Raw genomic sequence first — 25,793 nt, forward strand, 5'->3', positions numbered from 1 at the left:
ATGTCACGCGAACCCCTGCCCTCCTCCACCGGCCCCGAATTCGGCAAACCCCTGCGCGGCTGGCGGCTGCGCTGCTACACCATCATCTTCGAGGCCGATACCCGCGCCGGGCGCAACTTCGACCTGCTGCTGATCCTGATGGTGCTGGCCAGTGTGGCCCTGGTGATGCTGGACAGCGTGGGCGGGCTGCGCGCCCGCTACGGCCCCTGGCTGAGCGCGTTCGAATACTTCTTCACCGCCGCCTTCACGGCGGAATACCTATTGCGCCTGGCCTGCGTGCGCCACCCGCTGCGCTATGCGCTGAGCTTTTACGGCCTCGTCGATTTGCTGGCCGTGCTGCCCACCTACCTCGCGATTCTTGAGCCCAGCCTGTATGCGCTGGTGGATGTGCGGGTGCTGCGCCTCTTGCGGGTGTTCCGCATCCTCAAGCTGCATGCCTATATGCAGGAGTACATCAGCCTGGGCCGGGCGCTGCGGGCCAGCGCGCGCAAGATTTTTGTCTTCCTGTCGGCGGTGCTGATGGTGGTGCTGATCATGGGCACGGTGATGTTCATCGTCGAGGGGCCCGAGCATGGCTTCACCAGCATCCCGGTGGGGGTGTACTGGGCCATCACCACGCTGACCACGGTGGGCTATGGCGACCTGACGCCCAAGACCGATCTGGGCCGATTGATTGCCTCGCTGATGATGTTGCTGGGCTGGGGCGTGCTGGCCGTGCCCACCGGCATCGTGACGGCCGAGATGAGCGCACAGCGCTTCCAGTTCCCGCCCCAGACGACCACGCGAACCTGCCACGACTGCTTGACCGAAGGCCATCTGCCCGATGCAAAATTCTGCCGCAACTGCGGCGCCAAACTGCCGCGCTACCAGCGTGAATGAGGATGAAGACTTTGACCGCCGAACAACTCGCCCAGGCCCAGCTGCTGGCCTATAACGCCAAGGATCTGGAGGCTTTCGTGGCCTGCTATAGCGAGGATGTGCAGGTCTGGCGCATGCCCACGGCCACGCCCCAGGTGCAGGGGCACGCGGCCTTTCGCGAGAGCTATCGCCAGGGCTCGTTTGCCGCGCCAGCGGTGCAGGCCGAGATCACCCAGCGCATGGTGATGGGCGACACGGTGGTGGACCACGAGCGCGTGCATGGCCGGCCCGGCGGTGTCAGCGAGGTGGTGGTGGTGTACCGCTGCCGCGAGGGCCTGATCGCCGAGGTGTATTTCTTCTCGCCCTGATCGCGGCCGGCCCGCTGAATTTGCTTATTACCAATGAGTTCTTGGGGATTCTAGGGTTTTCACTAGGATGGCGGCCTTGCCCCGCTGCCTCCTGAAGAAACGCCCGTGATCGAACTCCAAGACATACACAAACACTTCGGTAATGGCGAGGGCCCACGGATCAAGGCCCTGGACGGCATCAGCCTCGGCGTCAAGGCGGGCGAGGTGTTCGGCATCATCGGCCACTCGGGTGCCGGCAAGTCCACCCTGCTGCGCGTGCTCAATCTGCTGGAGCGGCCCGATAGCGGCAGCCTGCGCGTGGCCGGCCAGGACCTGCTGAGCCTGGACGATGCCCAGCTGCGCGGCGCCCGCCAGCGCATCGGCATGATTTTTCAGCACTTCAATCTGCTGGGCTCGCGCACCGTGGCCGAGAACGTGGCCTGGCCGCTGCGCATCGCCCGCTGGCCGGCGGCGCAGATCGCCCCGCGCGTGGCCGAGTTGCTGGCCCGCGTCGGCCTGGCCGAGCAAGGCCACAAATACCCGGCCCAGCTCTCGGGCGGGCAGAAGCAGCGCGTGGGCATTGCGCGCGCCCTGGCCACCGGGCCTGAGCTGCTGCTGTGCGACGAGGCCACCAGCGCCCTGGACCCGCAGACCACCCGCGCCATCCTGGACCTGCTGGCCCAGCTGAACCGCGAGTTAGGCCTGGCCATCGTGCTGATCACCCACGAGATGGATGTGGTGCGCCGCATCTGTGACCGGGTGGCGGTGCTGGAGGCCGGGCGGGTGGTGGAGACGGGGCCGGTGGCCGAGGTCTTTCTGCACCCGCAGCATGCGGTGACGCGCCGCTTTGTGCAGGAGGCAGAAAACATCGACGAGAACGAGCAGCACGAGGACTACGCCCAGATCCACATTCGGCCCGGCCACCTGCTGCGCCTCACCTTCCAAGGCGAGCGCACCTACGAGCCCTTGCTGGGCGAGGTGGCGCGCCGCAGCGGCATCGACTTCGGCATCCTGCACGGCCGCATCGATCGCATCAAGAGCACACCCTACGGTCAGCTGACGATTGCCGTCACCGGCGGCGACCTGGCCGGCGCGCAAGCCCTGCTGGCCGAGCGCGGCGTGCGCGTTGAAGTGCTGCGTTAATCCAAGAGACGAGACATGAGCGAAATTCTGCTGAACATGGACTGGGCCGAGATCGGCCTGGCCAGCGCCGACACCTTGCTGATGCTGGGCGGCGCCCTGCTCTTCACCGGCCTGCTGGGCCTGCCCCTGGGCGTGCTGCTCTTTCTGCTGGACCGCGGCCAGCTGCTGGACTCGCCGCGCGCCTATGGCCTGCTCTCGCTGCTGGTCAATGTGCTGCGCTCCCTGCCTTTTGTGATCCTGCTGATCCTGCTGATCCCGTTTACCTTGGCGGTGACCGGCACCTCGCTGGGCGTGGCCGGTGCCATCCCGCCGCTGGTGGTGGGGGCCACGCCCTTCTTCGCCCGCCTGGTGGAAGCGGCCTTGCGCGGCGTGGACCGCGGCGTCGTCGAGGCCGGGCAGGCCATGGGCGCCAGCCCGCGCCAGATCGTCAGCCAGGCGCTCTTGCCGGAAGCGCTGCCGGGCATTCTGTCGGCGCTGACGGTGACGGCCATCACCCTGGTGGGCTACACGGCCATGTCGGGCGTGATCGGCGGCGGCGGCCTGGGCGACCTGGCCATACGCTTCGGCTACCAGCGCTTCCAGACCGAGGTGATGCTGGTCACCGTGGCCCTGCTTTTGATCCTCGTGCAGCTGTTGCAGATGCTGGGGGACTGGGCAGTTAGACGCCTCAACCACCGCTGAGTCTTTTGTTTTTTTGTGTTTCCAAAACGAGGAGTGAAACCACCATGCAACGCCAATCCTTCATCACCAGCGCCGTCCTGGCTGCCGCCCTGCTGAGCCTGGGCGCCAGCGCCTGGGCTGAGAAGCTCAGCGTGGCCGCCACCGCCGTGCCGCATGCGGAGCTGCTGGAGTTCGTCAAGCCCGGCCTGGCCAAGCAGGGCGTGGAGCTGGAGGTCAAGGTCTTCACCGACTATGTGCAGCCCAATGTGCAGGTGGCCGAGAAGCGCCTGGACGCCAACTTCTTCCAGCACAAGCCCTATCTGGCCGAGTTCAACAAGGGCAAGGGCGCGAATCTGGTGGCCGTGGCCGCCGTGCATGTGGAGCCCTTCGGCGCCTACTCGGCCAAGCACAAAAGCCTGGCCGAGCTGCCGGTGGGCGCCACCGTGGCCCTGCCCAACGACCCCAGCAACGGCGGCCGCGCCCTGGTGCTGCTGGCGCGGGCCGGCGTGATCAAGCTGAAGGACATCAACAACATCCTGGCCACCCCCAAGGACGTTGTCGAGAACAGCAAGAAGCTGAAGTTCCGCGAGATCGAGGCCGCCACCCTGCCCCGCATCCTGCCCCAGGTGGACCTGGCCCTGATCAACACCAATTACGCGCTGGAAGCCAAGCTCAACCCGGCCAAGGACGCCCTGGCGATCGAAGGCGCGCAATCGCCTTACGCCAACATCCTGGTGGCGCGGGCCGACAAGCAGCACAGCGAGGGCATCAAGAAACTGGCCGCCGCCCTGCAAACGCCCGAGGTGAAGAAGTTCATCGAGACCCAGTACAAGGGCGCGGTGGTGCCGGCGTTCTAAGTTTCATGATGCGGGGCAGCGCCCCGGATCATGGAACACTTCCACATTAAGCCGATGTCTTGACGGCCGGCAAGGCCAGGCGCTTGCTGCTGCGCGCATCGATCACCACCGTGTGCGCCGTCTTGTCTTGGATGGCTTGGCGGTTGCTGTCCCAGAGCAGCTGCAAAAAGCCCGTCATGCCGGTGGCCATGCCGGCCGCATAGCCGCCGTAGCGCTTGAAGCAAATCATCGGCGTCAGGGGCTTGCCGGTCAGCTCCACCACGCGCAGGCCCAGCAGCTTCTTGCCCAGGGTCTGGCCGCTCAGCAGCACCGGCAGGATGGAGAAATACAGCAGGGCCCAGAAGTAGCTCAGGCCGATCTCGTTGACCAGGCGCTTGAATTCGGCGCGCGGGTCGAAGTGCTGCTGGCCGAGCTGGGCTTGCTGCGCCTTGAGCTGCGCCTCCAGCTCGGCGATGCGCCGGGCCTGCTGCTGCTCGGCCGCGGCGGGCGCTGCCGTGACGGCAGCCTCCTCATCATCGGCCTCGGACCGGCTCGCGCCGTGCTTGGCCGCGCCGGGCTCGCGCCAATCGTCCCAGGCCTGCGAGCCCCCCAGCGCCAGGCTGATGGCCAGCAGGAGCCACAGCCCGCGCCGCCGCCCCGCGCTCAAGACCTTGCCAGCGGCGCCGGGCCGGCGTATCCACAGCAGCAGCGCCGAGCCGCCGGCCAGCAGCAAAAAGAAATTGCCCAGATTGGAGAGCGGCGCCAGCACCGCCAGATCGATCGCCATCGCGCCAAGGCGCTGCTTGGGCGTGGCCAGGGGCAGGCCCAGCAGCTGGGGCGCAACGTTGAGGTCCTCCGGCGTCACCCAGGCGCGCGGATCGTAGGCAGGCGTGAGCGAAGTGGGCGAGGCGGGGCTGGGCAAGATGGCGGCGATCCGGGCAAAGAAGCCGCAAGCGTAGCGCAAGTACAGCCGGCCCAGGCTGAGGCCAAGCCGCTATTTACAAGCCGCCTGGGCTGCGCTTAACTTGCCGCATCCGCAGCCTTTGAGACGCTCACATGCCCCGAATCCGCGCCTGGCGCGCCCCGCTCCTGGGCCTCTTGTTTTCGCTGCTGATCCACCCCCTGGCCCCGGCCCTGGAGGCCCCGGAAGGCAAGGTGGTGCTGATCCTCAGCGGCAAGGTCGGCAGCCCCAACCGCAGCGACAAGAGCGCCGCCTTCAGCATGGCCATGCTGGCGCGCCTGCCCCAGCACAGCTACACCGTGCAGACCCCCTGGTACCCCAGGCCCATGACCTTCACCGGGCCGCTGATGCGCGATGTGCTGGCGGCGGCTGGCGCCCAGGGCGAGAAGATCATCGCCGTGGCGCTGAACGACTACCGGACCGAGCTGCCCTTCAGCGACGCGACCCAGCTGGAACCCATCCTGGCCCGCCTGCTCAACGGCAAGCCGATGGCGGTGCGCGACAAAGGGCCTTTATTCATCATCTACCCCAGCCATCTGCACGCCGAGCTGAGCAGCCAGCTCTACTTCAACCGCTCGGCCTGGCAGCTGAGCCAACTGCTCGTGGAGTGAAGCGCCATCGACGCCAACCCCGATCTCCCCCGCGCCCACCTGCTGCAAGGCCGGCGCCTGCTGGCCTTGCTGATCGCCGGCCTGCTCTTGCTGTACACGGCCATCGGCGTGGTGCAGCTGCGCCAGCATCAGGCGCTCAGCCAGGTGTCCCAGCGCAGCAGTCAGGAAGACGCCTTTGTGCTCTGGCAGCTGGAGATGGAGTACCAGCGCTTCAGCGAGGCCCTGACCCAGCGGGTGATGGCGCCGCAGGAGCTGGGGCTGGAGGAGCTGAAGCTGCGCTACGAGCTCTTCGTCAGCCGCATGCTTTTGCTGGACGCGCCCACCACCCGCCAGCTGCTCAAGGACCAGGCCTTGCTGCAGCGCAGCCGCGCGGACCTGGAGCGCTTTGTGCAGCAGGCCGATACGGTGCTGGGCGAACAAGCCATTCAAGCGGCCAGCCAGGCCCGCCTGCAAACCCTGCGCGCGCCCCTGGCCGGCTTGCGCGAGGGCATCCACGCCATGTCCCTGGACGCCGTCACCTCGGCCGCGCTGGCGGTGGACGAGCGCACGGCCCAGGTGCACCAGCAGTCCATCATCACGACGGCGCTGACGGTCTTGCAAGGCCTGCTGACCCTGGCCCTGCTGCTGGCCATGATGCGCCAGTACCGCGCCCGTTCGGCGGCCAAGGCCGAGGCGGAGGCGAACCGCCTCTCCCTGCTGGAGACGGCCGCGCGCCTGCAGGCCGAGAGCATCCAGCGCGCCGCCCGCGACGAGCTGCAGGCCATCACCGACGCCCTGCCCCTGCTGGTGTTCCGCCAGCAGCGCACGCCGGGGGAAGCGGCCCGCTTCACCTATGTCAGCGGGCGTGCCCAGGAGGTGCTGGGCCTGGGTCCGGCCCAGTTGCTGGAGCAGTATGAGCTGCTGGCCGCGCTGATCCACCCGGAGGACCGCGAGCGCATCGCCGCCGCCTCGGACTTCGCCCTGCGCGAGCGGCGGCCGCTGCGCGAGGAGTTCCGCATCTGCCAGCCCGGCGGCGGCGAGCATTGGGTCTACTGCGAGTCACAGAGCCGCTTGCAGGACGATGGCCAGCTGATCTGCACCGGCTATATCCAGCTGATCGATGAGCAAAAGCGCCGCGAGCGGGCGCTGACCGAGATCACCGAGCAGCAAAGGGTGATCTTCGAGAACGTGCCCTCGGGCCTGATCTTCTCGGCCGATGGCGCGATCCGCCAGTACAACAGCAGCTTTGCCGCCATGCTGGGGGTGGAGGGGGCGAACCTGATCGGCAGCTCGGCCAGCATGCTATTCCCCGACCGCCATGCCCACGAGCAGTTCAACGCCCAGGCCGTGCCCCTGCTGGAGCTGGGGCTCAAGGTGGTGGTGGAGCGCGAGTTCAGCCGCATCCGCGGGCCCAATTTCTTCGGCCGCATCGTCGGCAAGCGGGTGCCGGGCGGCGAGTACAGCAAGGCCACCATCTGGGTGCTGGAGGACATCAGCGAGCAAAAAGCCAGCGAGCGCGAGCTGCGCCGCGCCCGCGAGATGGCCGAGGAGGCCACGCGCCTGAAGGGCGACTTCCTGGCCAATATGAGCCACGAGATCCGCACGCCGATGAACGCCATCATCGGGCTCTCCCACCTCGCGCTGAAGACCGAGCTGAGCCTGCGCCAGCGCGACTACCTCGGCAAGATCCTGCAGTCCAGCCAGCATCTGCTGGGCATCATCAACGACATCCTGGACTTCTCCAAGATCGAGGCCGGCAAGCTGACGCTGGAACAGCTGCCCTTCGAGCTGGACGCCCTGCTGGGCCATGTGGCCAATGTGACGGCCGACAAGGCCGCGCTGAAAGGCCTGGAGCTGATCTGCGATGTGGCGCCCGATGTGCCGCAGCAGCTGATCGGCGACTCCCTGCGCCTGGGCCAGGTGCTGATCAACTACGCCAATAACGCGATCAAGTTCACCGAGCAGGGCGAGGTGATCTTCCGCGTGCGCCGCCTGCCCACGCCCGCCGCCGCCGCGGACTTCGGGCCCGATGAGCTGCTGCTCAGATTCGAGGTCAGCGACACCGGCATCGGCCTCGGCCCCGAGCAGATCGGCCAGCTATTCCAGAGCTTCAGCCAGGCCGACAGCTCGATCTCGCGCAAATACGGCGGCACCGGCCTGGGCCTGGCCATCTGCAAATCCCTGGCCGAGGCCATGGGCGGCGAGGTGGGGGTGCAAAGCCAGCTGGGCCGGGGCTCGCTGTTCTGGTTCAGCGCCCGCCTGCGCCTGGGCGAGGCCATGCCGCCGCGCGGCCTGCCACGCCACCCGGCCAGCGCCAGCCGCCAGGTGCTGGTGGTGGACGACCACCCCAATGCCGCCGCCGTGCTCTGCGGCCTGCTGCAGGCCCTGGGCCACCAAGCCCAGGCCGCGCACTCCGGCAGCGCCGCCCTGGCTGCACTAACGGCGCAAGCCGACGGACCACAACCCTTCGAGCTGGTGCTGCTGGACTGGCAGATGCCCGCGCTGGACGGCGCCGCCACGCTGCGCGCCATCCGCCGCCTGCCGCTGCAGCCGGCGCCGCACTGCATCATGGTCAGCGACTACGGCCGCGAGGACGCCCTCCGCAGCGCCCAGCACCTGGGGTTGAGCGAGGTGCTGATCAAGCCCGTCAACGGCGCCGCCCTGCTGGGCGCGCTGCGCCGCATCAGCCACGACCCGCCGGTACCCAGCGAGGCCGAGGCGCTGCGCCCATTCCGCGGCGCCCGCCTGCTGCTGGTGGAGGACAACGAGCTGAACCAGCAGGTGGCTTGCGAGCTGCTGGGCGATGTGGGCTTTGCCGTCGATGTGGCGGGCGATGGCCTGCAGGGCGTGCAACAGGTGGCACAGGCGCGGCGCGAGGGACGGCCCTACGAGCTGGTGCTGATGGACCTGCAGATGCCGGTGATGGACGGCATCCACGCCGCCCTTGAGATGCGCAAGGACCCGCACAACGCCGCCCTGCCCATCGTCGCGATGACGGCCAATGCCATGCCGGCCGACCGCGAGCGCTGCCTGGCCGCGGGCATGAACGACTTTGTGGCCAAGCCCATCGAGCCCGAGCAGCTGTGGCGGGCGCTGAAGACCTGGGTGGCGCCCCGCCCCGGCCCGGAGCCGGGCCGGGCCGCCAACGCTCCGGCCGCCCAGCTGGACGCCGGCCTGGCCCGGCTGGCGGCGGTGCAGGGCCTGGACGTGGCGCAAGGCCTGCGCCTGGTGGCGGGCAAGGAGCGTCTGTACCGCAGCCTGCTCGGCCGTTTCATCGCCGGCCAGAGTGGCGTGCCGGCCGCCATTGCCGCGGCCGTGCAGGCGGGCGAGCACGCCGCCGCCGAACGCCTGGCCCACACGCTCAAAGGCCTGGCCGGCAGCATAGGGGCGGAGGGCTTGCAGGCCTTATCGGCCCGGGTGGAGCAGGCCGTGCACGAGCAGCCGAGCCATTTGCCGCAGGATCTGCAAGCCCTGGAGCTGGGCATGCGCGAGCTGCTGCAGGCCCTGGGTCCGCTGCTGCAGACCGCCGACGCCGAGCTGCCCCTGGCCGCCGAGCCTGGCCAGACGCAGACCCAGGCGCTGGCGGAAGCGCCGGCGCAGGTGCTGCTGGCCCTGCGCCGGCTGCTGCACGACTGCGATGCCTCGGCGCTGGAATATGCGCAGAGCCGGGGCCCGGTGCTGCGCGCCCTGCTGGGCCGGCGCAGCGCGGAGCTGGAGGAGCTGCTGCTGGACTACGGCTTCGCCGAGGCCTTGCGCCTGCTGGACGAGGCCGCCGCCGAGGCGGGCTTGCGGCCGGACTGAGCCCCGGCCTTGCCGGCCGCCGCCTCGCCCAGCAAGGCGATGAAGGCCTGCAGGGCGGGCGTGCTTTGCTTGCCCCGGTGCCTGACCCAGTAGCAGGGCCGGCTGCGGGCCGGCAAGGGCGTGGCTAGCACCTGCAGCTGGCCGGCGGCCAGGGCATCGGCCAGCACCCAGCGCGACAGGCAGGCCAGGCCCAGGCCGGCCACGGCCAGGCGCTTGATGGCCTCGGAGCTGTTCAGCTCCACACTGCGTTGATAGGCGTGCAGCTGGGGCAGCAGCCATTGGTCGGTGGCCTCGCGGGTGCCGGCGCCGGGTTCGCGCAGCAGCCAGAGCTGCTCGCGCAGTTGTTGCAGGCTCGGCGGGCGCCGTGGCTCGGCCAGCAAGGCATGGCTGGGCGCGGCCACGATCAGCAGCTCGTCCCGCAGCCAGGGCTGTACCGCCAGATCGGGCTCGTGGCAAGGGCCCTCGATCAGGCCGATGTCCAGCTCGAAGCGGGCCACGGCGCGGCAGATCTGCGCGGTATTGGCGATGCTCAGGCGCGAGGCCCAGGAGGGCGCCGCCGCGGCCTGCTGCTGGGCATAGAAGCGCGCCAGCAGATCGGGCAGCACATAGCTGCCCAGCGTGGTGCTGGCGCCGATGCGCAAGGCCTGGGCCTGCACATCGCGGCGCCGGGCCAGGGCCTGCACATCGGCCGCGCCGTCCAGCAGGGCCAGGGCGCGCGGCAGCAGGGAGCGGCCGTTCTCGTTCAGCTGCAGGCGCTTGCCGACGCGGTCGAACAGGGGCTGGCCCAGCAGGCGCTCCAGCTGCTTCAGGGCCGAGCTGGTGGCCGATTGCGAGAGCGCGATCGCCTCGCTGGCCGCCGTGGTGCTGCCGCTGCGCGCCACCGCGGTAAAGACCTGCAGCTGCCGCAGGCTCAGATGCAGGGCAGTCATGGCTGGCTCCTTTCATATCGATTCAATCGATAGATATTAACCAAACTAACTGTTTTACAGATGAACTGCGGCTTCCTAAAGTGAGCACACAGCCCACACTCAAGCCCTCGCATGAATCCCTCCGCCTCCTTCCCGCTGCATCATCACGGCAGCGGCACGCAGCAGCCGCCGTGGCAGCGGCTGCTGCCCGGCCTGGGCCTGGCCGCCCTGCTGGCCGCGCTGGCCCTGGGCCTGGCCGAGATCGCCTGGCTGAGCGAGCACGGCCTCAGCGCCCTCAGCCTGGCCATCGTGCTGGGCATGGCGCTGGGCCATACCGTCTACCCCCGCATCGCCGCCCGCAGCGGCGCGGGCGTGGACCTCAGCAAAGGGCTTTTGCTGCGCCTGGGCATCGTGCTCTACGGTCTGCGCCTGACGCTGCAAGACCTCGGCCAGGTCGGCCTGGCGGGGCTGTTGATCGACAGCCTGGTGCTGGGCTCTACCTTCGGCCTCGCCTATCTGCTGGGCACGCGCTGGCTGGGCCTGGACCGCGCGACCAGCTTGCTGATAGGCGCGGGCAGCTCCATCTGCGGCGCCGCGGCGGTGCTGGCGGCCGGGCCGGTGCTGCGGGCCCGCGCCGAGCAGCTGACGGTGGCCGTGGCCACGGTCGTGGTGTTCGGCACCCTGGCGATTTTTCTCTACCCCCTGCTGCATCAGCTGAACCAGGCCTGGGCCTGGTTGCCCGGCGGCGAGCGCGGCTTCGGCATCTATGTGGGCGCCACCGTCCACGAGGTGGCCCAGGTGGTGGCGGTGGGCCGCTCGCTCAGCCCCGAGGCGGCCGACGCGGCGGTGATCGCCAAGATGCTGCGGGTGATGCTGCTGGCGCCGGTGCTGCTCGCGCTCTCGGCCTGGATGGCGCGCGGCCAGCCCGGCGCCGCCGGCAAGCCTCGCCTGGCCATGCCCTGGTTTGCCTTCGGCTTTGCGGCCCTGGTCTGCTTCAACTCCCTGCAATGGCTGCCGCCGAGCTGGGTGGCGGCCCTGTGCATGCTGGACACCTTTCTGCTGGCCATGGCGATGGCGGCCCTGGGCCTGAGCACCCATTTCTCGGTGATCCGCAAGGCCGGTTCCAAGCCCTTGCTGCTGGGCCTGGTCCTGTTCGCCTGGCTGCTGGCCGGCGGCAGCCTGATCCACCGCGCCAGCAGCCTGTTGCTGGCTTGATCGCAAGCCGCCAGCGCGGCCGGGATGGCTTAGCATCGGGGCTCCCACACACGGCCAAGCCAAGCCTTTCGCCCCGTTTGGCCGCCGCCGTTTAACCTAGATTCGGCAGTTGGACGCGCCCGAAGGGCTCGCCAGGCGGTGCGATGGCAAGACGCGACGACGCAGTGGGCGACTGCCCACAAGGAGGAGCAACGCAGCCAGCGTGCCGTTTGGCGAGACAGGCGGGCGTGTAGCGCTGTCACCCCAAGGGTGATCGCCGTTAACGGACGAGAACACAGTAGGCATCGATGTTTCCAGGTCAGAGCGAGCGGTCAACTGCCGAATCTAGGTTTAAAGCCCTGGGTGTTCGATCCATGCTCCACCCGCCTTGCCCACTGCCCAGCCCCGCCGACGCCCAGCCCCTGCGCGCGCTGGCGCGCCAGGCCTTGCTGATCTGCTGGCTGCTGACGGCCGGCCTGCTGCTGACGGGCAGCGCGCTCGCCCACCGCGAACGCACCCAGGGCCCCGGCATGTTCGCGCCCGACTTGCACTGGCTGCTGCAAAGCCCCGACCCCGCGCTGGAGGCCTTGCTGGAGCAGCAAGCCGAGGGCCAGGAGCCGCAGCTGGCCGCCGCCGTCCAGGCCCTGGCGGACCTGCCCTTGTCGGCCTGGTCCGGGCCCGCGGCCCTGCCCAATCTGGGCTACCAGCACAGCGCCTGGTTCCGCTGCGCGCTGCGGCTGCCGCCGGCCGGCCCCGGCCTGCCGCCCAGCCGCTTTGCCGGCAGCGCCGAGGCCTTGAATGAGCTCGGGCTGGGGCATGAGCATATGAGCCAAGGCGAGGACTGGTTGCTGGAGATCGCCAACCCGGTGCTGGACCAGGTCGATGTGTTTGTGCAGCTGCGCCGCCCCGGCGCAGCGGCCCCGACCCGCTTCAGCCACTGGCGGGTGGGCGATCGCTTTCCCTTCGGTCAAAGGCCGATCCCGCACCGCAATCTGCTGATCCCCATCGAGGCCAAGCCGGGCGACGAGGTGCTGGTGCTGATGCGGGTCAGCAGCGACAGCGCCTTGCTGGTGCAGAGCAAGTTCTGGCGCGCCGATGCCTTGCGCGCCCGCGACGCCCAGGTCTTTCTGGGCCAGGCGGTGTTTCTGGGCTTTATGTTCGGCATGCTGCTCTACAACCTGATCCTCTACATCAGCGTGCGCGAACGCATCTACGCCCACTACGTGATCTGGGTGCTGAGCATCAGCCTGTTCTTCTTCGCGGCCACCGGCCTGGGGGCCGAGTTCCTGTGGCCCGAGGCGCTGCACTGGAATGACCGCGCGCCGGTGATCCTGCTGGGCCTGGGCAGCTTCGCGGTCTGGAACTTCGTGCACGACTACTTCCACGATGTGCCGGGCCTGCGCACGCCCACCCTGTCCTCCCAGGCCATCATCCTGGGCTATGTGTTGGTGCTGGGCCTGGGCTGGGCCCTGCCCTTCAGCTGGGGCGTGCTGCTGGCCATGGCCGTTTCCATTGCGGTGATGTCCCGCACCCTGCTGCTGTCCTGGCGCGGCGCCTGGCAGGGCTATAAACCGGCCTATGCCTTCCTGGCCGCCAGCCTGCCTCTGATGGCCGGCGGCCTGCACCTGATTCTGCAAAGAGTGGGCCTGGTGGCGGTGAGCGACAGCAATTTCACCGTGACCCAGCTGGGCGCCTGCCTGCAGGTGGTGCTGCTGTCCCTGGCCCTGGCGGTACGCCTGACCCAGATGCGAGCCCTGCGCAAGGCGGCCGAGGAGATGCAGGCCTTCAACCGCGCGCTGGAGGCCTCCAACGTTGCCCTCGCCTCGGCCAATCAAGCGCTGGCCAAGTCCATCGATCTCTCGGAAGAGCGCAGCCGCGCCGTGGTGGAGATGAAGGAGCGCCTGCGCGAGGAGGCCGAGCAGCGCAACCGCGACAAATCGCGCTTTCTGGCCCATGCGGTGCACGATCTGAAGCAGCCCCTGCAGGCGGTGGCGAATGCGCTCGCGCCGGTGGTGCGGCAGATCCGCAGCGGCGCCAGCTTCCACGCCATCGAGCTGGTGGAGCTGGCGCAAAAAGCCACCCGGGTGATGCGCGAGCAGGTCGGCGGGCTGATGGATCTCTCCAGGCTGGAGTCCGGCCTGGTCAACCCCAAGATCGAGGCGATCAACGCCGAGGCCCTGCTGCGCGATGTGAAGGCCCAGCTGCATGACTACGCCCAGTCCAAGCAGGTGACGCTGGCGCTGGAACTGGCGCCGGGCACGCAAGCCCTGTCGATACGCAGCGACCGCCAGTTGCTGCGCCAGGTGCTGGTCAATCTGGTCGGCAACAGCATCAAGTACGCCGACCCGGCCAAGCCGGGTCGGCGCTTCGTCAAGCTGGCCCTGGGCCTGCAGGAGCCCGGCGCCGAGGACGGCGAAGGCGCCTGGCTGCATGTGATGGACAACGGCCTGGGCATTGCCGAGGAGCATCTCGCCAGCGGCGCGGTGTTCAAACCCTTTGTGCAGTTCAACAACCAGTTGCCCGAGACCGAGAAGGGCGTGGGCCTGGGCCTGTCCATCGTCAGCGCCGTGCTGGCCCTGCTGCCCGGCCACCAGCTCAAGGCCAGCTCGCAGCTGGGCCAGGGCAGCCAGTTCAGCCTGCGCCTGCCCATCTCGGCGCAGGCCGCCCAGCCCTGGCGGCAAGATGCCAGCCTGCAGCTGGCCCACACCGAAGGCCTGGCCGGCGCCTATATCTGGCTGGTGGAGGACGATATGCTGGTGCGCCTGTCCACCGCCGCGCTGCTGGACTTCCACGGTGTGCTGCACGAGGACTTCGCTTCCCTGGCCGAACTGGAGTCCTGCCTGCCGACGCTGGAACGCCAGCCCGATGCCGTGCTGAGCGACTTCCGCCTGCCCGATGGCAAGACGGCGCTGGACGTGCTGCGCCTGGTGTTCGAGGCCTGGGGCCCGGTGCCCACCGTCATCATCTCAGGCCAAGGCCTGGAACCCGGCCCGCTGAGCCTGGAGGCCGCCGCCATCGGCAGCGGCGTGGAAACCATGATTTGCGCCCTGCTGAAAAAACCCCTGCCCCCCGACCTGCTGCTGGCCAGCCTGGCGCAAGCCTGCCAGCGCAGGCCCAGCCGAGAATCGACATGCCTGCCCTGAACCCAGCCACTTTGCTGCTAACCCACAATCTGCGCGCCAAGGCCTTGGGCCTGGCCGCCCTGCTGCTAGGCCTGGGCGGCTGCGCCCAGCTGGACGGCCTGGCCCAGCTCAAGCCCGGCCTGAGCACGGGTGCCGATGTGCAAGGCCGTTATGGCCCGCCCAGCCGCATCTGGCCCGAGCCCGGCGGCGGCCAGACCCTGGAATACGCCAGCCAGCCCTTCGGCACGCGCTGCCCCATGATCACGCTGGACAAGGACGGCCGCGTCAGCGCCGTCGTCGACGGCCTGGAGCCGGCCCAGCGCGCCCGCATCCTGCCCGGCATGCGGCCGGAGCAGGTCAGCCGCATCCTGGGCCGCGAGCGCTCGCGGGTCTTCTTCGAGCTGAGCGGGGAAGAGGTCTGGGACTGGAATATCCAGCCCGACCAGGCCGGCTACCCCATGCGCTTCAATGTGCACTTCAAGCAGGGCCTGGTGTTTCGCACCAGCCAAAGCATGGTGTTTCCCAGTCGCTTCGGCTTCAGGGATGACTGATCAGAACTTGTAGCTCAGGCCCACATTGGGCATCGCGCCAAAGCCGACTTCCTTCTTGCGGGTCTTGTAGTCGGCCGAGTACTGGTAGCCCTCCACATTCTCGTGGCCGTAGGCATTGATCAGCTCGAAGAAATAACTCAGGCGGGGTGAGACCGTCCAGTCGGCGCGCAGGTCCAGGCGGTGGTAGTCGGGCAGGCGCTCGGAGTTGATGTCGCCGTAGACGGGCAGGATGCGGCCGTTCGCATCCGTGCGGCTGCCCAGCACCGGGGTGTAACGGTTGCCGCTGTGATAACTCCATTTGGCGCCGAACTGCCAGCGCTCCGAATGCTTGTAACTGCCCACCAGATTGACCACCACCGGCTGGTCGTACTCGAAGCGGAACTGCTGGCCGCTCAGATCGTTCTTGCGCTGCGCGCGCGACAGGCTGACCGAGGCCCAGCCGGAGAACTTGCTGTTGTTGATCGCGTCCTTCTTGACGAAGAGCTCCAGGCCGCTGGCGTCGCCGCTGCCGCCGTTGATGTAGTTGAGCGTCGGGTCGCTGATACCAAAGCCGGTGAGCTTCTTCACATAAGCCTCGGCCTTGACGGACCAGCCCTCATCCAGGCGCTGGTTCACCCCCAGCACCGCCGCCCTGGCCCGCACATGCTCCAGCTTGGGGTTGCCGATGCCGGGCAGCACCTGGGCGCCGTCGGGGAACTCGTTGTGCTTGCCCAGGGCCAGGGTCAGGGTGGTGTTCTTCAGCGCCCGCCATTCCAGGCCCAGGCGCGGCTCCACATAGTTCTGCTTGAGATAGCCGTCACGGGTCAGGTGCAGGCCGACGGTGGCCGCCAGGTCGGAGCTGATCTGCCAGCGGTCCTTGGCGTACAGATTGGCGTAGTTGACGCTCAGGTTTTCCTGCAGCTTGACGCGCTGGCCGCCGCTGATGTCGCAGCTGGGGTCGAACTCGGTGCAGCGCGCATCCAGCATGTCCAGGCCCAGCTTGTACTTCTGCGAGAACAGAATCGTGCCCAGGGTCAGCTCATGGTCCTCGGCCACGCGCAGGCGCAGCTGCTCGCGCAGAAAGAGGTTCTCGGTCTTGATGTCCACATCGGCCGCCAAGCCCGCCTTGCTGCGATTGCTGGAGGACCAATGCCCCAGGGCCAGCTTGTTGCTGATCTGCGGGCTGATGCGGCTGTCCCAGACCAGGGCCTGGGTATTGCTGCCGTACCTGGCCGAGGAGTCGCCCACCAGGGCCGGCTGCTGCTGGCCCAGGCGGGTGTCGGCGGGCACCGAGTAGCTGATCTGATCCGCCGCGCCCAGGGCGTAGAAGCTCAGCTCGTTATCGGGATTGAGCTTCCAGAGATAACGGCCCTGATAGTCGTGGTACTTGGGCGCGGCGTAAATCAAACCGCTGTCCTCATCGGTCTTCTTGCCGCGGATGAAGAGGTCGAAATAGCTGCGCTTGGCGGCGAAGTAAAAGCTCTGCTTGTCGTTCACCGGGCCTTCGAGCAGCAGCTCGGCGCCGGTCAGGCTGGTGTTGATGGCGCCGCCGAATTTGTCGCTGCGCGGCTTGCGCAGCTGCACATCCACGATGCCGCCGTGCACATCGTCGTACTCCGGGCCGAAGGCGCCGGTATAGAGGTCGAACTGCTGCACCAGATCGCTGTGCACCGTGCTGACAAAGCCGCCCAGATGGAAGACATAACCCACCGGCAGGAAGTCGATGTAGTAGCTGTTGTCGCCGGGGCGCGAACCGCGGATGGCGGGCGCGGCATTGCCATCGCTGGTGGCCACGACACCGGGCAGGGACTGCAGGGCGCGCACCGGGTCGCCGCCCGCGCCCGCCACCTTGCTCAGCTCCTCGCCGCTGATCTGCAGACGGCCGGCCTGCACGCGGCTGCCGGTGACGGACACCGGGGCCAGTTTCTCGGGCTTTTGCTCGGCGGCGGGCTTGGGCGGCGCCTCCTCGGGCTTCAAGTCCTCGGCCCGCGCCAGGCCGGCCGCGCCGAGCTGATAGGCCGCCAGCAGGCCCAGCAGCAAGGGCTTGAGCGTGTGCAGCGGCCGAGGCCGTTCGGCCTGTGCTTTGATATTCATGGGACTCCCTGATGTGAACGACGAGGCGCGAGGCGCGGATCTGGCCTTGGGCTCTCGCAACGGGGCGCAGTCTCTCAGGAAGCTCGCCATGCCGGTAAAGGTAACGCGCAAGTGCCACGGCATGGCCCGCTCGGTAGCAGAATCCGCGCCTCGCACAAAAACCAGACCCAGCGGCATGCATGAGGAAAGTCATCCGGGGACGGAGGGGCGTGGAGGGGCTAGCAGGTAAAAAAAAGCCCCGCCAAAAGCCGGCGGGGCTCGATTGCGACCAGCTTTGCTGGCGCTTGCGGCGCAGGACTTATTTGAACTGGTAAGTCACATTGCCGTAGAAGAAACGGCCGCGCGGGTCGGTGAAGGAGGCGGCATAGCCGGCTGCGTGGGAGCCGTAGGACGACGAGGCCACATAAGGCGGCTCGGCATCCAGCAGATTGCGCACGCCCAGACGCACGGTCAGGTTCTTGATGCCCTTGTACATGCCGGACAGATTGAAGCGGCTGCTGTCCTTCACCTGGTGGGCCTGATCGACATAGATATTGGCATTCACCGAGGCGGCCGATTCCAACCAACCACGGGTGTACACATGCTCCAGGGTCAGGCCCAGATTGCCGTACAGCCATTCGGCGCTGGCCACATGCTGCCAACGCGGCACGGGAGCGACCGAACCATCGCCGCCGGTGCCGGCAAAGCTGCCGAAGGGACCACCAGCGTACTTCTGCGCGTCGTACTTCATCACATAAGTGCCGGCAATGCCCAGATTCATGCGGCCGGCCTCGCCCAGATTCATGCGGCTGCGCACATCCAGATCCAGGCCCGAAGTCTTGAGCTCGCCGAGGTTGTCCACCGGCGTCTCGACATAAAGGATGAAGCGGGCGGCATTGCGTTTGACGCGGCTGCCGAAACGGCTCAGCAGATCGGGCGTGGTCAACAGCGTGTCGGCAGCGATGACGCCGATCTGATCCTTCTTCTGGATATTCCAGTAGTCCAGGGTCATGGACAGATCGCGGGTCGGCTCCAGCACCATGCCGAAAGCAAACTGGCGGCTCTTTTCCGGCTTCAGATCGGGGGCGGGTGAGGACTGCGTGGGCAGCTGCGATGCACAGCGGCCATTGACCTCCTTGGGATCCGGGCAGGCCGGATCTTGCACACTGTCGGCCGTGTTGGAGAAGGAGGTCGGCGAGTTCACATCCCACAGCGTCGGCGCACGGAAGCCGGTACCCATCGAAGCACGCAGCATCAGCTCACGTGTCGGCTGGTAACGCAGCGAAGCGCGGGGATTGAAGGTGTTGCCGAAGTCGCTATACCTGTCGTAGCGGGCGGCCAGGGAGGCTTCCCAGCCCTTGGCAAAAGGCAGGGACAATTCGGCGAACAGCGCCGCCAGATTGCGCGAAGCCTTGGTGCGCGGCACGGTGCCTTCTCCGCCGATGTGCTTGCCCGCCGCGTACTCGGCATTGAGCGGGTTGTCGTCGGCCTTTTCCTGGCGCAGATCGCCGCCAATGGCCAAAGCCATGCTGCCGCCGGCCATGGCCATCAGCTCCTTGCTGAACTTGACGTCGACCTCGGTGGTCGTGCTGGTGGACTTGCGCATATCGCCTTCCATCGCAGCCGAAGCCCACAGCGCCGCATCGGTGGCATCGCCAGGGCCGAAGGGGTTCAGATTGCCGGTGGCCAAGGCCTTGAGAAAGCGGTCCTCATTGATATAGCCCTTGTAGTTCAAGAGGCCGGTGGCACGGGAGTAGTTGAAACCACCCTCGTAATCCCAGCCCCCCACCACGCCGGACACACCGGCCACAAAACGCATCTGCTCATTGGTATTGTTGTTGATGCGATTGCCGGCAGGGATGGCGCGCAGGCCTATGCCCACCATGCCATTGGCATCGGCACCGTAGTCAGCAGCGGTGTAACCCAGCTTGGTCAGCAGGGCGGTCGGGAAATACTTGCTGGTGACGGGCATCAACACCGGTTCGAAATCGAATTTGGTGGCGTTGAAAGGGCCGAAACCATAGCGGATCGGCGTCGGTGCGATACGCCCTATGCTGGCATTGCGGGCATAGGAAGCCTCGACAAAGGCCTGATGGTTCTTGCCCAGGTTGAAGGTGGCCCGGCCAAAGGCATCGGCCTTGTCGGTGTCGGGCAGATTGTCCAGGGTGGCTGCGTAAATAAAGCGGCAGCTGCGCTGTTCCATGCCATTGGGCGTCTTGCCCTTGATGACCGTGTAGGAGTAGGGCGCACCACAGGCTTCATAGGCGCTACCCGGGTTCAGCTCGGGATAGGCGCCCGGGGCGATCAGGCCTTCGATGAAGCCGGGGAAGGGGGCGCTGGACGACGGGGGCGCGGAGCCCGGTACCTCGCTCACGCCACGGTTGTAGAACGCCTGATCAATGGCCTTGAGCCGGCTGTTCTTCTGCACATTGCCGGTCAGCAGCACATTGAAACCATCGGCGGCCAGATCACCAAAGCCAAACGCCAGCGATGCACCTTTTTCAGTGCCACCGATACGGGCCTGGGTGTCGCCGTAGCGCAGCACGATTTCGCCGTTACGGTAGTCCTTGCGGGTGATGAAATTGATCACGCCGCCGATGGCATCGCTGCCGTACACGGCCGAGGCACCATCACGCAATACCTCGATGCGATCGATGGCGGCGAAGGGGATGCTGTTCAGGTCGACCGAGGCGTTGCCGCCGCGATATTGCCAAAGGGGTGGTTGGCCAAACGCCGACCATTCAACAGCACCAGCGTGGAATTGGCACCCAGGCCGCGCAGATTGGCGTTAGAGGTGGCGTAACCCGCACCCTGGGTCGAGTCGGACACCATGGCCGAATTGGCCGAGATGCGCTTGAGCAAATCCTCCGTGCTGACGGCACCGCTGCTTTCGATCTGCGCCCGCGTGATGACGGACACCGGCAGCGCTGTTTCCGATTCCAGGCGCTTGATGGAGGAGCCGGTCACGGTGACTCGTTCCAGGGATTCTTGCGCTTGCAGCATGGGGCTGAACCCCGCGGCGTATATCAGTGCCAGGGCACTGCAAAGACGGGTCGTTTTCATCCAGGCTTACTCCGTAGTACTTTTGCTTGAACAGCAAGATCGGTTGAAGGGTGTACAGCAAAAGCCATGCCCAAGGAGGCACACGCTCCACTGCCGTGGGCAGGATTCTTCTCCTGGCGGACACGGACATCGCACAGGGACAAACCCTTCGAGTTGCCTTTTCGCATCAAGCCGTGTGAATCATGCGTTTCGACACCCTCTGCCGGTGCGAAAGCCTGCTACGAGCGTTCTCAGGCGCCGGCCCTGGCCGTATAGGCCTCGTGCCAGCTCACGATGCTGCTGACCATGGGGGCGATCTCGCGGATCAGGGCGGTCAGGGCGGCGGGCACATCGGTGGGGTCGCCGCGGCTGCCGGTGGCGACTTCCAGGCGTTCGGCACAGCGCGACAGCTGCAAGAGGCCCAGATTGCCCGACAAGCCCTTGAGCCGGTGGGCCGCGCTGCCCAGCGCCGGCAGGCCGCCGATGCGGGCCTCCTCGAACACGCTTTGGTACTGCGCATACTGCTTGGCAAAAGTGCCCAGCAGCTTGGCCAGCAGTTCCTGCCTGCCGGCGCAACGGGTCAGGGCGGTGTCGAAGTCGGTGCCGGGCAGATCGGGCCAGATCAGGCTGCGCGGCTTGGGCTGAGTCTCGGCAGCCAGCTCGTCCAGCGCGGCGAACTGCGAGGCCCGCATGCCCCCGGGCCCGCGTCGCTCCAGCGGCTCGGCCTGTATCAGCAAGGTGCGCATCAGCTCGACCTGATCGATGGGCTTGCTGATATGGCCCTGCATGCCGGCCTCGGTGCATTTGCGCTTTTCCTCCGGCAGGGCATGGGCCGTCAGCGCGATGACGCGCAGCTGCGGCGCCAGCTGGTGCAGGCAGCGGGTGGCCTCGTAGCCGTCCATCTCGGGCATTTGCACATCCATCAGCACCAGGTCGTAGCCATCGGGCCCGGCCTCCTGCACCCGCGCGATGGCCTGCGGGCCGCCGTCGGCACTCATCACCTCGGCGCCGGCCAGGGCCAGCAGGTCGTGCAGGATCTCGCGGTTGATGTCCACATCGTCGACGATCAGGATGCGCAGGCCGCGCAGCAGGTCGGGGCCCGTCATACGCATCGGCGCCGCTTCGTGCTGGTCCTCGGGCTTGACCTGCACCCAGGGCAGGCGCAGGGTAAAGCAGGAGCCCTTGCCCAGGGTGCTGGTGACGGTGATCAGGCCGCCCATGGCCTGGGCCAGGCGGTTGCTGATGCTCAGGCCCAGGCCGGTGCCGCCGAACTGGCGGGTGATGGAGCTGTCGGCCTGCTCGAAGGCCTTGAAGATGCGCGACTGCTGCTCGGGCGCGATGCCCACGCCGCTATCGCTGACGCTGAGCAGCAAGGTGTCGTCCTGCTGGCTCATGCTCAAACGCACCTCGCCCTGGTCGGTGAACTTGATCGCATTGGCCAGCAGATTGACCAGGATCTGCGTGACCCGCAGCGCGTCCAGCGCCACCCAGTCCTCCAGCAGCTTGTAGTCCAGCCGCAGGCGCAGATGCTTGGCCTCGGCCCGCTCGGCCACCAGGCCTATCACCTCCTTGCTGAGCTGGCTCAGATTGGCGGGCTGGCTGTCGATTTCCAGCTTGCCGCTTTCCACCTTGGAGTAGTCGAGGATGTCGTTGATGACGCTGAGCAGATGGCGGCCCGAGCGCACGATGCGCTCAAAGCCATTGCGCGCCGCCGCCGGGTCGGCGCTGCGCCCTATGCCCAGCTGGGCCAGGCCCAGCACCGCGTTGAGCGGGGTGCGGATCTCGTGGCTCATATTGGCCAGGAACTCGCTCTTCACCCGCGCCAGGCGCTCGGCCTCGTCCTTGGCCTGGCTGAGCTCGCGCTGCAAGCGTTTCAGCGAGGTCACATCGGTGCCGAGGTTGAGCACGGCATAAGGTTTTTTGCGGCCGTCCAGCAGGGGCACGGTGACGATCAGATAGTCGTGTGCGCCCTCCATCGGGTGGATGAACTGGCTCTCGGTCGTGGCGCTGGCCGCGCCGGCCATCACCTGGGCATCGGTGTCGGCGATCTCGGCCGCCATCTCGGGCGTCAGGAAATGGCGCGCGCTGAGGCCCAGCACCTGGTCGCGGCGCTGGCCCGAGGCCTGCTCGAAGCTGCGGTTGATCAAGGTGTAGCGGCCCTGCAGGTCGCGGATGCTGAGGGTGATGGGCAGGGCCTCGATGATGTCGAGCAGGCGCTGCTTTTCCAGCATCAGCTCGCTGGTGCGTTCGCGCACCTGCTCCTCCAGCCGGCTGCGCTGGATGCGCAGCTCGGACTCGGCGCGCACCCGCTCGGTGATGTCGTGGCCAAAGCTGACCACGCAGGACTCGCCGCCGATCAAGAGCCGGTCCAGCTTCAGGTCCCACCAGATCGGGCTGCCGTCGCTGCGCCGCGACTGCCATTCAAAATACTGCGCGCCCTGGTCCAGCGTGCGCCGCACCCACAGCATGGCCTGCTCGCGCGAGTAGGGGCCGCCGGGGAAGAGCAGGCTGCTGTCCAGCTCGCTGGCGCGCTCGCAGCCGAAGGTCTGCAGGGTTTGCGCGTTAGCGAAACGCAGCGCGGCGGTCTCGCCGTCGAGGATGACGATGCAGGACAGGGAGTTGTCCAGCAGCACGCGCAGGCGGTCCTCGCTCTCACGCAGGTCCTGCGCCGCCAGCTGCTGGGCATGCAGGGTCTCGGCCAGCAGCTGGCGCGAGCTTTCCAGCGAGGAAATGACCTCCCAGAACAAACTGCCGTAGCGCAGGCTCAACCAACCCACCACCAGGCAGCTGACCATGAAGACCACCGCATAGCTGGCCAGCGGCGGCAGCATGGCGGGCGCCGGCGGGCCGATCAGGCCCTGCGCCTCCAGCTGCCACAGCAAGAGGACGCCCAGCAAGGCAAACGGCGTGGCCCATTTGGCAGCCCGCGGCCCCACCAGCAAACCCATCACGACCAGCAGGCAGACCACGGCCACCATGCCCGAGGAATGCAGGCCCAGGCCATAGAACAGCGCCGAGCTGAACTGCAGCAGCATGGCCACGCAACAGAAAATCCCCACGCCCAGGCGCACGCTGTGGCGCTGGATCAGGAATAAGGACAGCGCCGCCACCGCAAAGAACAGCCCGCCCGGCGCCATGCGCAGCACGCGCTGATCCCAGGCCTGCTCGAACTGCAGGGCCAGCGACAGGAGCTGGGCCGAAGCCCCCAGCATGACCAGCAGCAGCAGGCCGCTGGCGCTGCGCTTGGCGGCCGCGTCCAGGTGCCGCCGGAAGTCCTGCAGAGACTGCGCAGCCGCCTGCATTTCAGGAATATTGATTGAGCTTGAGAATGACGCGCGCCAGGAAGTCCTCCACCTCCTGGCTCTTGCCCATGCTGGTCAGCACGGCCTCCATATGCTGCTTGAGCAAGGTGCTGAGGAAGTCTTCCTGTGAGTGGGTCAGGCCCAGATGCAGAAAGCTGGATTCCACCTCGGCGTTGAGGCTCTCGAAAATGGCCTTGACCTCGTCCTTCTGCGCCTGGCTGCGGGCGGAGATATCGGTCAGCGCATTGCGCGTCATGCTGACCAGATGGCGCACATCGGCCAGCTCGCGCGCGGCCATCTCGGTATCCAGTGCCGAGACCCGCACGATGGCCCCTTCCACCAGCATGGCCACATTGTCGATGGCCCGGCCCATGCGCTCCGACACGGCCTTGTCCATGGCCTCGCCGCGGTCCATGCGCAGATCGCGCACGAACAGCAGCACGCTGCCGTAACTGAAACCGGTATGCGCGCCCAGCGGCCGTATGCGCGGGCCCTCGGTCTGGGCCTGCAGATGGTCGAGGATGGAGTTTTCCAGTGCGCTGCAAGGGCTGCGCGCATTGAGCGACAAGGCCGCCGCCCGCCCGCGTATGCGCAGGCAGCCGTCGAGGCCGTAGCGCTGCAAGGCCTCGAACAGGGCGCGCGCCACCTGGGCATAGTCGGCGCAGCTGGCCAGCTGCCGCTGGTACTCCAGCACCACCCCGGCCTCGCCCACCATATCGGCGGTGGAAAGCACCGCATTCATCACCTCATCCAGCTGGCCCGCCAGCTCGCGCTGCTTGTCGCGATTGGCCAGCACCAGGCTGATCTTGGCCTGCAATTCCGTCGGGTCAAAGGGTTTGGCGAGATAGTCCGCGCCACCCGCCGCATAACCCTGCAAACGCTCGTCAATACTGACCTTGGCCGAGTGAAAAATCACCGGGATATCGGCGCTTTGAAAATCGGCCTTCAGGCGGCGGCAGGTCTCATACCCGTCCAGACCGGGCATGTCCACATCCAGCACCACCAGATCGAAAACCTCGTTGGCGCACAGCGCCAGGGCTTGTTCACCGCTGGTGACGCAGACCACCTTGAAGGCGTCCTCCAGCGTGGCTTCCAGCATCTGAAGGGTCAACTCATCGTCGTCGACCAGCAGCACTCGTGAAGACAAGGTCATGGCAACTCCCCTGGAACCGATGGTGCACACCGGCATGCACTATTTCAGCGCATCGGCATATTCGCATGGTTCTTGAGTTGCTGGGGAGTCTTGGCGTTAGTACGCCGCCACAGGGCAGTGGTCAAAATCCCAGTCCCGCCCCCAGGCCCAGCAAGGTCGCCGCACCCAGGGCGGCGAAGATCAGCGCGGCCACGCCATGCACCAGCCGCACCGGCACCCGGCCGGCCATGCGGTCCCCCAGGAAGACGGCCGGCACATTGGCAATCATCATGCCCAGCGTGGTGCCCGCCACCACCGCCACAAAGGCGTGGAACTGGGCCGCCAGGGCGACGGTGGCGATCTGCGTCTTGTCCCCCATCTCGGCCAGGAAAAAGGCCACGATGGTGGTGCCCAGGACGCCCAGCTTGAGCTTGGCGCCGCCCTCTTCTTCGGCGTCGATCTTGTCGGGGATCAGGATCCAGACCGCCATGGCCAGAAAGCTCAGCCCCAGCACCCAGCGCAGGGTTTGCGGGCTCAGCTGAGTGGTGATCCAGGCGCCGAGCGCACCGGCGCCGGCATGGTTGACCAGGGTGGCGATGAAGATGCCCAGGCAGATGGGCAGGGGCTTGCGAAAGCGCGCGGCCAGCAAAAAGGCCAGCAACTGGGTCTTGTCACCGATTTCGGCCAGGGCGACGACGCCGGTAGAAACGAGGAAGGCTTCCATGGGGTGAATCACTTTCTTTTGTTTTTCTCGCGGCCGGCGTGTTGCGCTTCAACACCCCAACAAAATCCTTGTGACCATGCACCCACCGGCCGCTGTAGCAGGAGGGCATGGTCAAAGGTCTTGCCAGGTTAGACAACTGCGCGCGCCATGGTCCGCCCAAGCAAAAACAGCGGTCCAAGTGTGTTGACGCGGGCCCGTGAATATTGCCGAGCACTTGCTGCTCCATTCACGGCGGCTACTCCCCAATGACGGGCGAGAGTTTAACCGAGAGCCCTGCTGACACGCGCTAACAGACCCTGGGCTGCAAGGCTCAAAGCAGAGGAGCCCCAATGAACTTCGCCTACACCATTGTCTACGTGGCCGACGTCGCCGCATCGCTGGCCTTTTTTGAACAAGCCTTCGGCCTCAAGCGGCGCTTTCTGCACGAGTCGGGCGCTTACGGCGAGCTGGACACCGGGGCCACGCCCGTCAAAGCGCCGCTCACCAAGCCCTGGGGCCAGACCGTGGCCTATGTGCGCTGCCCCGACGGGAGCTTGGTGGAGCTGTGCACCCCGATGGGCTGAAGCGGGC

At 67.1% G+C, this 25,793-nt stretch carries 19 protein-coding genes, 1 pseudogene and 1 riboswitch; of the genes and pseudogenes, 11 read left to right on the plus strand and 9 right to left on the minus strand.

Going from position 1 to position 25,793, the window contains the following annotated elements; translation table 11 throughout:
* The 5 genes from HNP55_RS08875 (at position 1) to HNP55_RS08895 (ending at position 3,865) form a co-directional block, all read left to right on the plus strand.
* Positions 1-879, plus strand: a complete 879-nt coding sequence (locus HNP55_RS08875) for an ion transporter (protein WP_184298344.1) — start codon at positions 1-3, stop codon at positions 877-879.
* A gap of 2 nt (positions 880-881) precedes the next feature.
* Positions 882-1,226, plus strand: coding sequence for a nuclear transport factor 2 family protein (locus HNP55_RS08880; RefSeq protein ID WP_184298346.1), 345 nt, complete (start codon positions 882-884; stop codon positions 1,224-1,226).
* A gap of 105 nt (positions 1,227-1,331) precedes the next feature.
* Positions 1,332-2,348 (plus strand): ATP-binding cassette domain-containing protein, encoded by a 1,017-nt coding sequence (locus HNP55_RS08885; protein ID WP_184298348.1) that lies wholly within the window; start codon positions 1,332-1,334, stop codon positions 2,346-2,348.
* A gap of 15 nt (positions 2,349-2,363) precedes the next feature.
* The gene (locus tag HNP55_RS08890) at positions 2,364-3,029 is read left to right on the plus strand and encodes a methionine ABC transporter permease (RefSeq protein ID WP_184298350.1); all 666 of its coding nucleotides are present in this window, start codon (positions 2,364-2,366) and stop codon (positions 3,027-3,029) included.
* 44 nt (positions 3,030-3,073) lie between these two features.
* The gene (locus HNP55_RS08895) at positions 3,074-3,865 is read left to right on the plus strand and encodes a MetQ/NlpA family ABC transporter substrate-binding protein (protein WP_184298352.1); all 792 of its coding nucleotides are present in this window, start codon (positions 3,074-3,076) and stop codon (positions 3,863-3,865) included.
* 46 nt (positions 3,866-3,911) lie between these two features.
* Here the strand turns inward: HNP55_RS08895 and HNP55_RS08900 are convergent, their stop codons facing one another.
* Positions 3,912-4,766, minus strand: a complete 855-nt coding sequence (locus HNP55_RS08900) for an RDD family protein (RefSeq protein WP_184298354.1) — start codon at positions 4,764-4,766, stop codon at positions 3,912-3,914.
* Positions 4,767-4,900: 134 nt separating this feature from the next.
* Between HNP55_RS08900 and HNP55_RS08905 the strand changes: the two genes are divergently transcribed.
* A complete protein-coding gene (locus HNP55_RS08905) occupies positions 4,901-5,416 on the plus strand; it encodes a molybdopterin-dependent oxidoreductase (protein WP_184298357.1) in 516 nt (171 codons plus the stop codon).
* Between the two features lie 66 nt (positions 5,417-5,482).
* A complete protein-coding gene (locus HNP55_RS24635) occupies positions 5,483-9,196 on the plus strand; it encodes a response regulator (protein WP_184298359.1) in 3,714 nt (1,237 codons plus the stop codon).
* Here HNP55_RS24635 and HNP55_RS08915 read toward each other — a convergent pair.
* Positions 9,127-10,125 (minus strand): LysR family transcriptional regulator, encoded by a 999-nt coding sequence (locus tag HNP55_RS08915; protein WP_221439519.1) that lies wholly within the window; start codon positions 10,123-10,125, stop codon positions 9,127-9,129. The genes HNP55_RS24635 and HNP55_RS08915 overlap by 70 nt on opposite strands.
* 111 nt (positions 10,126-10,236) lie before the next feature.
* Here HNP55_RS08915 and HNP55_RS08920 point away from each other — a divergent pair, with 111 nt between their 5' ends.
* The 3 genes from HNP55_RS08920 (at position 10,237) to HNP55_RS08930 (ending at position 14,971) form a co-directional block, all read left to right on the plus strand.
* Entirely contained in the window at positions 10,237-11,319 is a 1,083-nt protein-coding gene (locus tag HNP55_RS08920; protein WP_184298361.1) for a YeiH family protein, read from the plus strand.
* A 353-nt stretch (positions 11,320-11,672) separates the two neighbouring features.
* Positions 11,673-14,441, plus strand: coding sequence for a 7TM diverse intracellular signaling domain-containing protein (locus HNP55_RS08925; RefSeq protein WP_184298363.1), 2,769 nt, complete (start codon positions 11,673-11,675; stop codon positions 14,439-14,441).
* The gene (locus tag HNP55_RS08930) at positions 14,429-14,971 is read left to right on the plus strand and encodes a hypothetical protein (protein WP_184298365.1); all 543 of its coding nucleotides are present in this window, start codon (positions 14,429-14,431) and stop codon (positions 14,969-14,971) included. Before HNP55_RS08925 ends, HNP55_RS08930 begins: the two co-directional genes overlap by 13 nt.
* Here HNP55_RS08930 and HNP55_RS08935 read toward each other — a convergent pair whose 3' ends face one another.
* From HNP55_RS08935 to HNP55_RS08960, 7 genes and pseudogenes are all read right to left on the minus strand, one after another.
* On the minus strand, positions 14,972-17,044 hold the full coding sequence (locus tag HNP55_RS08935) for a TonB-dependent receptor plug domain-containing protein (RefSeq protein WP_184298367.1): 2,073 nt from the start codon (positions 17,042-17,044) through the stop codon (positions 14,972-14,974). It lies immediately after the preceding gene.
* Positions 17,045-17,342: 298 nt separating this feature from the next.
* On the minus strand, positions 17,343-19,640 hold the full coding sequence (locus HNP55_RS08940; protein ID WP_184298369.1) for a TonB-dependent receptor domain-containing protein: 2,298 nt from the start codon (positions 19,638-19,640) through the stop codon (positions 17,343-17,345).
* A 15-nt stretch (positions 19,641-19,655) separates the two neighbouring features.
* Positions 19,656-19,703 (minus strand): annotated as a pseudogene (locus HNP55_RS24845) (hypothetical protein); the annotation flags it as partial.
* Entirely contained in the window at positions 19,700-20,086 is a 387-nt protein-coding gene (locus HNP55_RS08945) for a TonB-dependent receptor plug domain-containing protein (protein WP_184298371.1), read from the minus strand. The gene HNP55_RS08945 and the pseudogene HNP55_RS24845, both read right to left, overlap by 4 nt.
* A 230-nt stretch (positions 20,087-20,316) precedes the next feature.
* The gene (locus HNP55_RS08950; protein ID WP_184298373.1) at positions 20,317-23,367 is read right to left on the minus strand and encodes a PAS domain-containing sensor histidine kinase; all 3,051 of its coding nucleotides are present in this window, start codon (positions 23,365-23,367) and stop codon (positions 20,317-20,319) included.
* Between the two features lies 1 nt (position 23,368).
* Positions 23,369-24,520 (minus strand): PleD family two-component system response regulator, encoded by a 1,152-nt coding sequence (locus HNP55_RS08955; protein ID WP_184298375.1) that lies wholly within the window; start codon positions 24,518-24,520, stop codon positions 23,369-23,371.
* A 121-nt stretch (positions 24,521-24,641) separates the two neighbouring features.
* Entirely contained in the window at positions 24,642-25,223 is a 582-nt protein-coding gene (locus tag HNP55_RS08960) for a TMEM165/GDT1 family protein (protein ID WP_184298377.1), read from the minus strand.
* 51 nt (positions 25,224-25,274) lie between these two features.
* A riboswitch (yybP-ykoY riboswitch) is annotated at positions 25,275-25,479 on the minus strand.
* Between the two features lie 73 nt (positions 25,480-25,552).
* On the opposite strand from HNP55_RS08960, the gene HNP55_RS08965 reads away from it, so the two are divergent.
* Positions 25,553-25,786 carry a hypothetical protein gene (locus HNP55_RS08965; protein ID WP_184298379.1) on the plus strand — a complete coding sequence of 78 codons (234 nt, stop codon included), beginning with the start codon at positions 25,553-25,555 and terminating at the stop codon, positions 25,784-25,786.
* Positions 25,787-25,793 lie beyond the last annotated feature (7 nt).

This window comes from Roseateles oligotrophus (genome assembly GCF_014204525.1).
GTDB classification, from domain to species: Bacteria; Pseudomonadota; Gammaproteobacteria; order Burkholderiales; family Burkholderiaceae_C; genus Paucibacter_A; species Paucibacter_A oligotrophus_A.